Origin of the sequence: Burkholderia sp. M6-3 (assembly GCF_050858985.1) — a bacterium.
GTDB lineage: Bacteria > Pseudomonadota > Gammaproteobacteria > Burkholderiales > Burkholderiaceae > Paraburkholderia > Paraburkholderia caledonica.
The window spans coordinates 200782-214522 of record NZ_CP110092.1 but is presented as its reverse complement, the minus strand read 5'-3'; the positions used below and the strand labels follow the sequence as shown (position 1 = coordinate 214522).

The 13741-nt window shown below is 60.7% G+C and carries 10 protein-coding genes and 2 pseudogenes; 7 read left to right on the top strand and 5 right to left on the bottom strand.

What is annotated here, in order from left to right; translation table 11 throughout:
* Positions 1-443 precede the first annotated feature (443 nt).
* Positions 444-1835, top strand: coding sequence for an MFS transporter (locus OH764_RS33565; RefSeq protein WP_498851695.1), 1392 nt, complete (start codon positions 444-446; stop codon positions 1833-1835).
* A gap of 209 nt (positions 1836-2044) precedes the next feature.
* Entirely contained in the window at positions 2045-2875 is an 831-nt protein-coding gene (locus tag OH764_RS33560) for a beta-keto acid cleavage family enzyme (protein ID WP_498851694.1), read from the top strand.
* Positions 2876-2945: 70 nt separating this feature from the next.
* On the opposite strand, the gene OH764_RS33555 is transcribed toward OH764_RS33560, so the two are convergent.
* Positions 2946-3245 (bottom strand): hypothetical protein, encoded by a 300-nt coding sequence (locus tag OH764_RS33555; RefSeq protein WP_498851760.1) that lies wholly within the window; start codon positions 3243-3245, stop codon positions 2946-2948.
* A 352-nt stretch (positions 3246-3597) separates the two neighbouring features.
* Positions 3598-3822: pseudogene (locus OH764_RS33550) on the bottom strand (thiamine pyrophosphate-dependent enzyme); the annotation flags it as partial.
* A gap of 369 nt (positions 3823-4191) precedes the next feature.
* Here OH764_RS33550 and OH764_RS33545 point away from each other — a divergent pair.
* Positions 4192-4539 carry a beta/alpha barrel domain-containing protein gene (locus OH764_RS33545; RefSeq protein ID WP_498851693.1) on the top strand — a complete coding sequence of 116 codons (348 nt, stop codon included), beginning with the start codon at positions 4192-4194 and terminating at the stop codon, positions 4537-4539.
* On the top strand, positions 4536-5075 hold the full coding sequence (locus OH764_RS33540) for a beta/alpha barrel domain-containing protein (protein ID WP_498851692.1): 540 nt from the start codon (positions 4536-4538) through the stop codon (positions 5073-5075). Before OH764_RS33545 ends, OH764_RS33540 begins: the two co-directional genes overlap by 4 nt.
* A gap of 151 nt (positions 5076-5226) precedes the next feature.
* Here OH764_RS33540 and OH764_RS33535 read toward each other — a convergent pair whose 3' ends face one another.
* Both OH764_RS33535 and OH764_RS33530 read right to left on the bottom strand, forming a co-directional pair.
* A complete protein-coding gene (locus tag OH764_RS33535) occupies positions 5227-6000 on the bottom strand; it encodes a Rossmann-fold NAD(P)-binding domain-containing protein (protein WP_498851747.1) in 774 nt (257 codons plus the stop codon).
* Positions 6001-6343: 343 nt separating this feature from the next.
* Positions 6344-6708: pseudogene (locus OH764_RS33530) on the bottom strand (LysR substrate-binding domain-containing protein); the annotation flags it as partial.
* A 227-nt stretch (positions 6709-6935) separates the two neighbouring features.
* Here OH764_RS33530 and OH764_RS33525 point away from each other — a divergent pair.
* On the top strand, positions 6936-7610 hold the full coding sequence (locus OH764_RS33525; RefSeq protein ID WP_498851691.1) for a hypothetical protein: 675 nt from the start codon (positions 6936-6938) through the stop codon (positions 7608-7610).
* Positions 7611-7642: 32 nt separating this feature from the next.
* Here OH764_RS33525 and OH764_RS33520 read toward each other — a convergent pair whose 3' ends face one another.
* Positions 7643-8734: a peptidyl-alpha-hydroxyglycine alpha-amidating lyase family protein gene (locus tag OH764_RS33520; protein WP_498851690.1), complete on the bottom strand. Its 1092-nt coding sequence runs from the start codon at positions 8732-8734 to the stop codon at positions 7643-7645.
* A 2293-nt stretch (positions 8735-11027) separates the two neighbouring features.
* On the opposite strand from OH764_RS33520, the gene acs reads away from it, so the two are divergent.
* Positions 11028-13004: an acetate--CoA ligase gene (gene acs / locus OH764_RS33515; protein WP_498851689.1), complete on the top strand. Its 1977-nt coding sequence runs from the start codon at positions 11028-11030 to the stop codon at positions 13002-13004.
* Between the two features lie 123 nt (positions 13005-13127).
* A complete protein-coding gene (locus OH764_RS33510) occupies positions 13128-13733 on the top strand; it encodes an acetate uptake transporter family protein (RefSeq protein WP_498851688.1) in 606 nt (201 codons plus the stop codon).
* The last annotated feature ends 8 nt before the right edge of the window (positions 13734-13741 follow it).

Sequence of the window (13741 nt, the reverse complement as noted above, 5' to 3'; positions counted from 1 at the left end):
AGGAAGTGGCTCGATCCCTGCGAGTCTCTTGTCTCGATCCTGCGGAAATTTGAGCGGGCAAACGGGGCACATTCCGCCCCGTAGAAACCCGATTTCAGCTCGAGAATCGCGCGTGTTGCGCGATCAGCGCGCATATTATGGTGACCCCCGTTGTCCGGTATCTATCGAAAGTGTAATTTCCTTACATCGCTGCTCGCTCTGCCGGCGCCTGAGCGCGGCGTGTATGCGATGTCGAAGGCGGCTGTGTAGATCATGTCGAAGCTTTATGCGGTCCGACTTGCTGCGCACGGTACTGCAGTGTATGAAGTGCGGCCGGCCCTGATCAAGACGCCCATAACGCAGGTCGCACAGGAACGCTTCGATCGTGGCAATCCCAGCGAAGCGTTTTCGCTGACGTGCAGGCGCAATCCCACCGCGATCAAACATCAATATTGGAGACAGACATGGCTGGTAGTCCCACCGAACACGAGCCGCATGGCACCCATCAGACAAGGAAGGCAACCGCGAGCGGCTGGATCGGCTCCGCGCTCGAGTACTACGACTTCTTTATCTACGCGACCGCAGCATCGCTGATTTTCCCGCAGTTGTTCTTCCCCTCGGGCAACCCGAAGATCGCGATCGTGGCTTCGCTGGCGACCTACGGCGTGGGATATGTTGCGCGGCCGATTGGCGCCTTCTTTCTCGGACACTGGGGCGACACGAAAGGCCGCAAGAACGTCCTGCTGGTGTGCATGTTTCTGATGGGCTTCTCGACAATGGCCGTCGGCCTGCTTCCGACTTACCACCAGGTCGGCCTGCTCGCACCGGTGCTGCTGGTTGCGCTGCGCCTGATTCAGGGCTTCGCGGTGGCCGGCGAGATATCCGGCGCCAGCTCGATGATTCTCGAACACGCGCCATTCGGCCGGCGCGGTTACTACTCGAGTTTTACGTTGCAGGGCGTGCAGGCCGGACAGATTCTCGCTGCGGCCGTGTTCCTGCCGCTCGCCCACTACATGCCTGAAGACGCGTTCAACACCTGGGGCTGGCGCATTCCGTTCCTGCTGAGCGCAATCGTGCTCGTGGCGGGCTACATCATCCGTCGCGAGGTGAAGGAAACGCCGGCCTTCGCGACCGAAGGCGCCGTGCCGCGCTCGCCGATTGTCGAAGCCTTCAGGTTTAACTGGAAGGAGATGCTGGTCGTCGTGTGCTGTGCGTTGATGAACGTCATTCCGGTGGTCACGACGATTTTCGGCGCGGCCTACGCGGTTCAGCCTTCGTACGGGATCGGCTTCCACAAAAGCGTCTACCTGTGGATTCCGGTGCTCGGCAACATCGTGGCCGTGTTCGTGATTCCGCTGGTCGGCAATCTGTCCGACAAGATCGGCCGACGTCCGCTGATCATCGGCGGCGCGCTCGGTTCAGGGCTGCTGTCGTTCGGTTATCTCTACGCGATCAGCATCCATAGCGTGCCGCTGGCGATCTTGATGTCGATACTCATGTGGGGCGTGATCTATCAGGGCTACAACGCGGTTTTCCCGAGCTTCTACCCCGAACTCTTCCCCACGCGCTCCCGGGTTTCGGCAATGGCGATTTCGCAGAACATCGGCACCACGATCACTGCGCTGCTGCCGGCTCTCTTCGCAACCGTCGCGCCTCCGGGATCGACCAACATCCCCGTCACGATCGGCGCGATAACGTTCGGCGTCACGATTATTTCGGCGATTGCTGCATATAGCGTTCGGGAAACGTACCGGATTCACCTGAACGACCTTGGCCAACAGAGCGCGGAGCCTGTCGACAAGGAGGACTACAGGCGGATGCGCGAGCAGACCCTGTCCGGCGCCAAAGCCGCGTAGCAATCGAACGTCTGGATGCAGATGTCGGTGCCCGGCATTCATCGTCCGGGTCCGGTTTGCATCAAAAGATCGCGCAATGAAGTTGAGCGCGCAACGATTGGATTAGCCCGCTGAACGGGACGGCGCGCTGCCGATTTGGCGGTCGCGCTGTCACGGTCGGTTCGCCAGCCTGGCGGGGCGGCCACAACGATTTGTATGGAGCGTCCCTCATGAATCAGCCTTGCATTATCTCCGTCGCCATTACCGGTTCAGTGCCGCGTAAGAAGGACAACCCGGCTGTGCCGGTCACCATTGCTGAACAGATCGAAAGTACTCACGAAGCTTATGAAGCCGGCGCGACGCTCGTGCACCTGCATGTGCGCGACGAGCAAGAAAACTCCAGTTCAGACCGGTCGAGCTTCGCGAAGCTTCAGGAAGGCATCCGCAAGCACTGTCCCGACATCATTATCCAGTTTTCGACGGGCGGCCGCGGCCGTTCGCTCGAGCAGCGCGGCGCGATGCTCGATCTGCGTCCGGACATGGCGTCACTTGCAACGGGCTCGGTTAATTTTCCGACGACCGTCTACGAAAATCCGCCGGATTTCGTACGTTCGCTGGCAAAGATGATGCTCGACTACAACGTCAAGCCGGAAATCGAAATCTTCGATCTGGCGATGCTGTACAGCACCGTCGACCTGGTCGGGCGCGGTCTGCTGATATCGCCCGTGCACGTGCAGTTCGTGATGGGCGTGAAGAACGCCCTGCCCGCGCGACGCGAGATCCTGGAGTTCGAGGTGCAGCAACTCAAGGCGCTACTGCCCGATGCAACGTGGACGGCTGCCGGTATCGGACGGCATCAACTCGAGGTGAATCACTGGACGCTGGCCATGGGCGGCCATTGCCGCACAGGTCTCGAAGACAACGTCCGCTGGGACAAGGACACGCTCGCGAAGAGCAATGCGCAACTCGTGGCACGGATAGCGTCGTTGTGCGGCGAGTATGGGCGGCCAGTGGCGAGCGCCGAACAGGCGCGCGAACTGCTGCATTTGCCGGCCTTGTAGGCCTCTGGGCAACCTTTTTCCCATAACCGACTGGGCGGTTCGCTTGCGCGAGTCAATCGATTCCCTCACTTCACATCGCCAGAGTTCGCTCGACGATGACCGCCCCTTCCACAGGCTTTTGTTCACTCCCGGCTTTAAAGGGCTTCCACGGCTGTCGAACCGCATTGCCGGCAAGCGCGGCCGGCCTCTTTCGAAGCCCCGTATCGTTCAGGGCGATCGGGAATACGATCAGGACAAGGAAGCATTTCGGGCTTTTTCCGCTCCACGGCGGCTCATCCGCGGGGCTTATCGATGCTTTGCCGCGCAATTGCTTGTCGGAGAGAGCCTTCGATTCGAGGGCCAGCAGCATCACTGTCGATTTCGCTTTCATGATCTGCTTCGCCGCCCTTGCAAAAAGACGATAGCGGCCATGCCCATGCAAACCGCAGCGACACGCAACAATCTACACGCCAGCCAGCGCGGGCAATTCTAATTCATACGACGCACGCTCACACCGGCGGTTCGCTTGCGGTAAAGGCATCACGTGGGTCGGATTCGGCGCACTATCGACGCGCCCCTTTAAGCGCGATGGATAGCGGGTTTTTTCTTGTCGAGAATCGCTAAACTCAAAAACTCAGCGCTACACGCCTTCAGAAAGTGCGCATGATGCACCTCGATGTACGCGGAAATCTGCTCATGTTCGTCGTGAATCGTGGCCGGCGACGTCAGCGTGCGCTCATCCCAACGGAAGCGCAGGCCGAGTTGCCGCCCGTCGGGTTCACGTCGGTGCCGCGATATACACCGTTATTGTTGAACACGACCGTGCAAACCGGTAACTCGTAACGGCAGATCGTTTCGAGTTCCATGCCGCTGAAGCCGAAGGCGCTGTCGCCTTCGATCGCGACCACCGGTTTGCCTGTCGTTACCGTCGCGCCGATGGCGAAGCCCATCCCAATACCCATGATTCCATGGCGTCGACGAACGCCACATCACATGGCTCTCACACAATCAATCGACAGTTTACCGACTCAGCGGCTCAACGAACCGCACGTTCAACGCAACAACGTCATTCCCTTTCCAGCGACGCGCGTCCGCTTACAGGTGATCCTGCCTCACCGCCCATGCGAAGTTCCCGGTACTCAGCTTCGCGTCCTGCTTCATTCTCCCCTTGGTGTCTATGTCGTCGCCACTGAAGTGGTTCGCCAGGAGACACGCGTGCAACTCGACATCGCACCCGAAGATATCGACTTCACGCTGCACACCCTGATGTCGACTCTATCCGCCGCGACGATCGGGCCATTGAAGCGCCGCAGCGCGGTCGCAAAGGCGCGCTAAGCATGTTCTCCGGTATCTGGTTGTCCATCGTTACGCCGCTGCATCACGGCGAACTCGATATCGACTCGCTGCAGCGTCTGGCGGAGCACTACTTGCGCACGGAGATCAGCGGCATCGTCGCGTTGAGCACGACGGGCGAAGCCGCGCTGCTAGAGGAAGCCGAGCGGCTTACCGTATTGCAGGCGCTAACCGAAGTGACCGGTTCGCGTTCGCCAATGCGGATCGGCGTCGGTGAATCGAATACGCGCGAGGTCCTGCGCGATATTCAACGCTATGAGCGTTGGGACTGCGCGGGCTATCTGGTCTCCGCGCCGTCATACGTGTGTCCAGATCAGGCCGGCGTGCAGTGACACTCGAACAGGCTGCACATGCGACCGAGCGTCCCATCGTCCTGTACGATGTGCCACACCGAACCGGCGTGGCAATTGCGCCGGATACGGTAGCGCGCCTGATCGAGTGTGGCAACATCGTCGCGATCAAGGAATGCGTGAAAGGGCATTTCGACAAGTTGAGCGCGCTGCCCATCGACGTCCTGTGCGGTACTGACGAAGCCTTGGACAATTGCCTGCACCACGGCGGAACCGGCGGCATTCCCGCCAGCGCTCACGTCTGCGCGGACCTGCTGGTCGCGTACCAGGAGCTTCGCGCGGCTGAACGGGAGGTGGACGCGCGCAATCTGTTCGCGAGCTTGCTGCCCGTGTTGCGGTTGCTTTTCGCCGCGCCCAATCCGTCCGCAATCAAAGCCATGCTGGCTTTCGATCATTCGCTCAGCGACGAAACCCGCATGCCGATCTTGCGTGCGTCGGCGCAACTCGTCGATCGTCTGAGCACCGCACGCGACAGACTACAGAATTTGCGCGCCGAATTGGCCAGCATGATGAACTAGCGCATTCCAGTTCGACGTCTTCTTACCGCGCCGCGAGCGAGTACTTCATTTGCAGCGCAAGCTCGTGTCGAACGCTGCGTATTCAGCGCAACGCGGTGCGCATAGGCGCGCGCGCCACCGCGTGAGCGAACGACCGCGGCATCGTGTTCAATCACAACGTCGCCGTGACACCGCCGTCCACGTAGAGAATGTGTCCGTTCACGAAATTGGACGCATCGCTCGATAGAAACACCACGGCGCCGACGAGATCTTCCACGTCGCCCCAGCGTCGCGAAGGCGTGCGCCCGGTCAGCCACGCACTGAACGCGTCGTCCTTGACTAGCGCCTCGGTCAATTCGGTCTTGAAGTAGCCAGGACCCAGGCCATTGACCTGGATGCCATGTTGTCCCCAATCGATTGCCATTCCCTTTGTCAGCATTTTTACAGCGCCCTTGCTTGCCATGTAGGCCGCAATGTTCGGACGGCCCAGTTCGCTTTGCACCGAACAGATGTTGACGATCTTTCCGCGCTTGCGAGCTATCATGTGGCGCGCCACGGCCCGCCCCACTAGAAATACGCTGTCGACGTTGGTCTTCATCAGTTGTTCCCATTCGGCGTGGGAAAACTGATCGAGAGGCGCGCGGCGCTGCATGCCGGCGTTATTCACGAGGATATCGATCGCACCAATGTCCCGCTCGATTCGACCAATGGCCGCCTCGACTCCTTCTGCGGAGGTTGCGTCGAAACTCGCCGCATGCACGGTCGCGCCCTCTTCGCACAAGCGGTTCTCCGCCTGCGCGAGGCGCGCCTCGTTGCGGCCATTCAGAATCACTTCCGCACCGGCGCCGGCAAGACCCTTTGCAAGCGCAAAGCCGATACCGGTGCTGGATCCGGTGACGAGCGCGCGACGCCCCGTCAGATCGAACAGCTTCAGGCTATTGTTCAACTTGGTCCCCTTCGTGATCCATTGAATACGGCGCTTCAGGACACCGGCGTGAAATTCCAACTGACGATCGACGTTACCTTTCCTGGATGCGCCAAACCATACGGCGTCCTTGGGCCCGAGCCACGTGTTGAAGTTAGCGCCGCTCGTGCACAACGCCAGTCTTCGCGATAGAGTTTATCTGCCGTGTTTAAAGCCGCAAAAACTTTCGTGTCTGACTGAAGCGTGGGCTGGGCACCGCCTGATGCGTGAGCCTTGCACCATCAGAGAGACCCTCGCCACAAGCTTGCATCGTATGCGTTAGCAAAGGGACACACTCGAACCGAATCTTTGATCCGGCCATATGTTTCTTCCGATCGCGCGGTTCGGCACCCGTTTTGATCGGCGTGAAGGGCGCCTGCAATCGACCGACGAGGAAGTCCACGAACGCGCGCGCGAGTTGTCTGGTTTTTCTTGCCGTGGATAGTAGACAAAACAGATCGACAGACGGCAGGACAGTGTTTGGCACCACGAGATTGAGCCGCCCGCTCTGTACATATTTCGCCAGTTCCCATTCCGACCGGATCAGGATGCCGTGTCCTTCCAATGCCCAGCGAAGCACGACGTCGGCGTCGTTGCTCGAGAATGCGCCTTTTACTTTGATGGCCTCGGTATGGTCGTTCACGATGTAGCGCCAAACCCGTACGCGTCGTCGTTCTGTTTGCGGATGATGCTCGGGCCGGATCGTGGCCGCGCGTTTCGCCGATTTTCGACCATCCCGGTAGCGATGTCCAACGAACACTTCTGGACGACGATCTCCGCGATCCGACGCAGCCTGTCAAGATGCGCGCCGCGCCATCAAAGCATTTGTGGCGAAAACACACACTGCACATTTTGCCCTTAATACCCTGCAAACGATTGCTTATACTCTTTGCACCTCTTTCTCCGAGGCGCATCGTATGCTGCAGCAATGGCTTGAATATCTCCAGCGACTTAGCTGGAACACAGCGCTTTTTTCGGCGCTCGCGTCGGGCACAGTCGGCTCTGTCATCACGCTCGCGTGGATTTCCGCGCGGGACGCGAGAGAGCGCAAGCGTCAGCGACGTGACACTGCCTTGGAACTAGCGTTATCGCTGGAAAGCTATGCTCGGACCTGTCGGACAATGATGCATAAGGCTGCCTGGGCGGCCTCCGAGCCGGTCGGTCCTATGAACCGGGAAGCCACTAAAGAAGTGTCCCTACCCGTCTTTGCCTATCCGGACAAGCTTCAGTGGCAGGTCCTGAGCCGCAAAGCGATTTCCGAGTTACGAGAGTACCCGGCAACGGTGTACGCCGCCCGGGAGCACATAGAAGCGTTCCGCGAATTCGGCGAGCCGATCGATCTTTGTGGCCAGGTCGAATACGAATGTGCGAAAGCCGCGATGGCTGCGTTAGCACTTGCCCGGACTACGCGTCGACGGCACGGAGCGGCGACATGGAGACCGGGCGCCAAAGATTCAGCCATGGAGCGCGAACTGTCCGACTTCATCGCGAACGCTGAAGAAAAGCGCAGAGCGTCGCTCGCGTGTCGAGCGGACTCCACCGCGAGTCGGCAATCTGACGGGCATCGGTTTAATCAGGCGTTAAGCGCCTGAAAATCCGAACCGGACAGGCGGATATCAATCTGTCAGGCGTGCAAAACCAGCTTCTGCACGCGCCAGTTGAGCAATTCAGCGACGAATAGCACGTTCTCCGATGGGCACACCATCTGATGAATCCAACCGAATTGCTTCCGCTGCTTGCCTGAACTGCCGAGCACGCCGAGTACCTTGCCGTCGAGCGTCATCTTGTAGATACGGCCCGGAAAAGCGTCGGAGCTATAAAGCACCTGGTTCGGTCCTGGCGAGATGCAGATGGCCCACGGCGAACCTGGCGCAAACGTGCCTGCCGCGATGGCCGCTTCATCCGGCATGTTGCCGATCGCCGGACGGGCATCGGGAGGCACCGGGACGTCGATCGTGAATTGCCGCTTAAAATTGCCTTCGGTGTCGAACACTTGAATCCGGCGGTTGCTGCGGTCTGCGACGTAGATGTTGTCGTGAGCGTCGAGCGCAATGCTATGCGGCGTATGAAACTGGCCTGGTCCGGAGCCGCGGTCGCCCCAGGACTTGACCCAGTTCCCGTCGCGATCGACTTTTGCGACACGCGAGTTGATATAGCCGTCGCTGATGTACGCGTTGCCCGCGGCGTCCCATGCGACATCGGTCACCTGGCGGAAGCGGCCGGGCTCAGCGGGCAGCGGCGGGTTAGGATGCTTGAGCGGGCCGGTTTCTTCGTCGGAAGCTTCCTGCTTGCGGCCGAACACCGTTGCGACGCGGCCATCTGGCGCGAACTTGATCACCATGTCCGAGCCTTTGTCCGTTACCCATATGTTGTCCTGCCGGTCTACTTTTACCGTGTGCGCGAACGACCACGCATAAAGCTTGTGTCCAATCTCGCGGACGAAGCGGCCGTCTGGGGCAAACTCCAGAAGTTGCGCCGCAGCCGCTCCATAGGCTGGCCCAGCCGTGTTGCCGCGCGACAGCACGAAGATGTGTCCCTGCGAGTTGAGTGCGACACCCGAGCACTCGCCAAAATACATGTCCTTAGGCAAATGAACGGGATCGGCAATCGAGTCGTAAGCAATCGACGGCACCGGCTGTGCGTCGGCGAAAGCGGGCGGCATGGCGAGCCCGGCCGCGGCGCCGGCGACGAGACTCATGAAGGTACGGCGACTCATTGCCCGATGTTCGGCACTGCCACAGCACGGGCATGACAACCCATATTGCTCACTCATCGATGTCTCCTATGTGGTGCGGCAGGTGCCGTGCGCGTACTCGACATATTGGACGTGCACAGGCAATCGTAGTGCACAAAACGCTTAATGGCTAAGTCGCCTTTCGGGGGGAAGACGATGCGCTCAAGGCGCAAGAAGACATCCACAGGGAGGCGGAGAATCGCTCGTCCTACTGGTCTACCTCATTCGCATGCACACGTCGGCGTGGTCGTCCCCGTCCCCGCGAAGAACCATCGCGCCGCGCGCCAGGATTTTCCCGAATGCAAGGCTGCGGACTTGCCCGCGATCCATTCCTTACTCATGCCCTCATCCTCATTACTTACATGCGGGGTTTCCACGGCCACGACGGGTAAATACGTTCACTCGTTTCAACGCTTTCGCGGTCCGTCGGAATCTGCTCGCCGTTGCGCTCCGTATCGCCGGTGGCCTCTGCCTCGTTCGCCCACACGCTTTCGGCGCCAGACTTACCCGATGGCGGGCCTACGTTGCCGGGACTAAGGGGCGAAGTAGCATGGTTCGGCGTCGGCCTCCCGTCGTTGAAAGCGCGCGATGAAGAGCGTGCAGCATCTGCGCGTGTCTTCGCTGGGGATGTAGCCTCAATTCTAGCTTGTCGGTCGCGCCGGGGCGCCTTCATTAGGCGGCTGCTGTTTTCAGGATGCGAAGGACGCAGCAGGAAGCGCGAAGCGCGGCGTGTCGAAAACCACCGACGATTTGGACTGGTGCCCCGGCAATCCGTCTGACTGGCGCTATCGGGCGGCGTCCAGATTCCGACAACGGACGCGACGTATCCGCGGTGCTGTAGAGAGTCGCCTCAAAGACTCGTGCCGACGTCGCCTAAGTCCGTGAGGCCCCCGTTTCGGCGGGCCGCTGCCTCGATCCGACCGGTGCAAACCGCAAAAATGGTCTACTGGCCGGGGCTCGGCCGACGTTCGGCCCAACAGCGCCGAGACCGCACGTCATTGTGCGCTGGATACCGCCGTATCCGAAGCACCTTTGCCCTGAGAATTCTTCTGTGGCTTGCGGGTGGGCGGCATCGTGGTCTTGGAGCCTTTCGACATTGACGTCGCGCCGCCGGTATCGCACGAAACGTCACGCCAAATTCATACAGCAGCCCACGCAGCTGGTTTATCTGCATTGTTCGAAACTTGACGAGCAACGAGTGCATACGATGAAGGCTTAGCATCACTTCCCCTTCGAGCATCAACCATGCTTTGAAGGCGCTGCGCCTCTATAGCGTCAAGCGCCGTCCCAGCTTCGGACTGAATACGTCGTAACGATGTGCGCCGCGAGGGCGCGGCAACGCGAGCGGCTCCAAACTTCGCATTTCGCCAACTGTACGGTGGCCGCAAATCACGATGTTGCGATGCCTTCCAATGAACCATTGCGGCCCCCTTCACTGCCTTGCGCTGCCTGACGCGCCCCGCCTGGCTGGCGGCAGGTTTTGGCGAAGCGAAAGCTTCGCATATGATGGGGATAACGTATTTTCAGTATATATATTTACGGATACAGAAATCTGGCGGACTGACCCGGAAACGGCCTATGGCGTATGGCGACGTGCCGAAGCCGCGGGCGCAAACCGACGGGCATTCGCAGAGCGTTCCATCGTCAGCACCGCTCGTTGTTCGCCCGCTTCCACCGCTATCTAAGAAGGCATGGCGTCACAGTCGCGGCATTCGGCACCGATCGCATCGACGGCTTCTTCGTTGGACTGGAGCGCGATTGCGCGCAGGGGAAGTCGACGCGCCTGCGCTACCTCAAACTGCTAGACCGGCTCGCGCGCCATCTTTCTCTGCTGGGCCTGCGCGCCGTCAACTCTGCGGCAAGCCTGCTTCCGCGAGAGCGCTGGCGCTTTGTCGCACAGCGGACTTCGAGTCGTTCAAGGAAATGCGCAACCGCGCGATCGTTGCGCTGCTACTTGGCACTGGCATCAGCGCTGCCGACCCATCATCGCCCCTGCGGCGCCGTTGCGGTCGACTTTCGTCAAGCTGCCGCGCCTCTCGTCACCCGCGGCAACCTGTCGCGAATGCGCATCGCGCTCCGCTTTCCTTTCAGTTGACATGCATCAAGGGCTTTGCCCGCCGCTCGGTCATAGTTGGCCTTCACCCACGCTGTTCGGCCGCCGGCTCCGCTTGAATGGAGCCCCGGCGCAATGTCTCACGGCCACCAAGAGCCTTCCCTCATCGGCAGAACGCTCGCACTGTGCGCTTTGCCCCTTCATGCCCCATGTGAGGAGACTATGTCTACCGTCGATACCGCTGCATCCACTGTTCCCGCGTTGCAAATCCCGCTTACACGCCATGCCAGCATCGACGGCATGAACGCCTATCGCGCCCTCGTCGCGGAGGCCGATCGGGATCACGAAGCATTCTGGGCGCGTCTTGCCCGAGAACACCTCGCGTGGCGCCGCCCCTTCACAAAGGTGCTGAACGACACAGATGCACCGTCCTACCGCTGGTTCGAAGACGGCGAGCTGAACGCGTCGTACAACTGTCTCGACCGCAACCTGATCAACGGACTGGCGCAGAAAACTGCGATCGTGTTCGAGTCTGACGACGGCAAGGTCACACGTGTCACCTATCAGGCGCTGTATCACCGTGTGTGCCGGCTCGCCAATGCGCTGCGCGCGCGCGGCGTGAATAAAGGTGACCGCGTGGTGATCTACATGCCGATGTCGGTCGAAGGCGTGGTCGCGATGCTCGCTTGCGCGCGCATCGGCGCGCCGCACTCAGTGGTGTTCGGTGGCTTTTCCGCGAAGTCGCTGCATGAACGCATCGTCGATGTCGGCGCCTGCGCGGTGATCACCGCCGACGAGCAGGTTCGAGGCGGCAAGACATTGCCGCTAAAAACAATCGTCGACGACGCGCTCGCGATGGGCGGTACGAACGGCATCCGTACAGTCGCGATCTACCGGCGCACGGGTGGCCGCATTCCTTGGATAGCCGGCCGCGACGCCTGGTTGCACGAGCTCGAAGCGGCTCAGCCCGACATCTGCGAGCCAGAGTGGGTCGGCGCGGAACATCCGCTCTTCGTACTGTACACGTCCGGCTCGACCGGCACGCCGAAAGGCGTCCAGCATAGCACCGGCGGCTATCTGCTTTGGGCCGCATTGACTATGAAATGGACGTTCGACATCAAGCCAGCCGACGTTTTCTGGTGCACCGCGGACATCGGCTGGATCACCGGTCATACCTATATCTGCTACGGACCGACTGCGGTCGGCGCGACTCAGGTGATTTTTGAAGGCGTGCCCACTTACCCGAATGCGGGACGTTTCTGGGACATGATCCAGCGACACGAGGTCAGCATCTTTTACACGGCGCCGACCGCAATCCGCTCGCTCATCAAGTCCTCCGAAGCCAGTCCCGCGGTGCATCCGGACAGCTTCGACCTGCGCAGTCTGCGTCTGCTTGGCACGGTCGGCGAGCCGATCAATCCGAACGCCTGGACATGGTATGCGCAGCACGTCGGCGGCGGACGTTGCCCCGTCCTCGATACATTCTGGCAGACGGAAACCGGCGGTCACATGATTTCTCCGCTGCCGGGCGTCACTCCGCTCGTGCCTGGCTCATGCACGTTGCCGATGCCCGGCATCGACGCGGCGATTGTCGACGAAACCGGCAATGAAGTGCCGAACGGTCATGGCGGCGTACTCGTCATCCGCAGGCCGTGGCCTTCGATGATAAGAACCATATGGGGCAACCCGGAGCGTTACCGGCGCGGCTATTTTCCTGAAGAGCTCGGCGGCAAGTTGTATCTCGCGGGCGACGGCGCGATCCGCGACCGCGACACCGAATACTTCACGATCACGGGCCGGATCGACGACGTGCTGAACGTCTCCGGACACCGGCTAGGGACAATGGAAATCGAGTCGGCGCTCGCCGCGCATCCGCTGGTCGCCGAGGCCGCAGTGGTCGGCCGCCCCGACGAGACTGCCGGCGAGGCGATTGTCGCGTTCGTGGTGCTCAAGGCGGCGCGACCGTGTGGCGCCGACGCGAAGCGCGTGGCCGACGAACTGCGCGCGTGGGTGGGCAAGGAGATCGGCCCAATCGCCAAGCCGAAAGACATCCGCTTCGGGGGTGCTATGCCGAAAACCCGCTCCGGCAAGGTGGTGCGCCGGCTGTTGCGCTCGGTCGCCAAAGGCGAGGTGATCGTGCAGGACACGTCGACTGTTGAAAACCCCTCGGTAATTTCGCAGTTCGCCGAAGCCACCTGACGCCGGACACGCGAGCAACTACTGCTGGCCGCATTGCTTCAGACACGATCCGATTACGCGCATGCACCGTGGGGCATGCGCGCCCCCAACTTAGCGTTCCTGTATGGAACGGAGGATGTCATCATGAACGTCAAGGCTCCCAATCCCGCTTCGCTCGGCCTCGCCGGCTTCGCACTGACAACGTGGCTGCTTAGCATGATCAACGCCGGCTGGTTCAGCGGCAATGCGATGGGGATGGTGCTCGCCGTCGCGTTCGCTTACGGCGGCACCGCGCAAGCGATCGCCGGACTCATGGAGATCCCACGCGGCAATACATTCGGCGCGACGGCTTTCCTGAGCTACGGCGCTTTCTGGTGGTCGCTCGCGCTGTTCGTGCTGTTCCTGCACGGCGCGGTGCCGGCCGCTTTTATCGGATGGTATCTGTTCCTGTGGGGCGTGTTCACGCTTTACATGTGGGTCGCGACGTGGCGCTCCGCACGTGTGCTCCAGCTCGTGTTTCTCTCACTGTGGATCACTTTCTTCGTGCTCGCCGTGAGTGAATGGACCGGCCTCGAGTGGCTGCATCACGCAGGGGGATATTTTGGCATGCTGACCGCACTGCTGGCGTTTTACCTGTCGGCCGCGGAAATCATCAACGAGGCCCATGGGCACGCGGTGTTGCCAACAGGTGCAGTGGCCAACCAACTTGCCGTGACGCTGACGATTCAGGAAGAGCTGCGCGAAGCGTGATCACCCCG

Coding starts and splice junctions, on each gene's coding strand:
- OH764_RS33565 (WP_498851695.1), top strand. CDS start 444: ATGGCTGGTAGTCCCACCGAACACGAGCCGCATGGCACCCATCAGACA.
- OH764_RS33560 (WP_498851694.1), top strand. CDS start 2,045: ATGAATCAGCCTTGCATTATCTCCGTCGCCATTACCGGTTCAGTGCCG.
- OH764_RS33555 (WP_498851760.1), bottom strand. CDS start 3,245: ATGAAAGCGAAATCGACAGTGATGCTGCTGGCCCTCGAATCGAAGGCT.
- OH764_RS33545 (WP_498851693.1), top strand. CDS start 4,192: ATGTTCTCCGGTATCTGGTTGTCCATCGTTACGCCGCTGCATCACGGC.
- OH764_RS33525 (WP_498851691.1), top strand. CDS start 6,936: ATGCTGCAGCAATGGCTTGAATATCTCCAGCGACTTAGCTGGAACACA.
- OH764_RS33520 (WP_498851690.1), bottom strand. CDS start 8,734: ATGAGTCGCCGTACCTTCATGAGTCTCGTCGCCGGCGCCGCGGCCGGG.
- acs (WP_498851689.1), top strand. CDS start 11,028: ATGTCTACCGTCGATACCGCTGCATCCACTGTTCCCGCGTTGCAAATC.
- OH764_RS33510 (WP_498851688.1), top strand. CDS start 13,128: ATGAACGTCAAGGCTCCCAATCCCGCTTCGCTCGGCCTCGCCGGCTTC.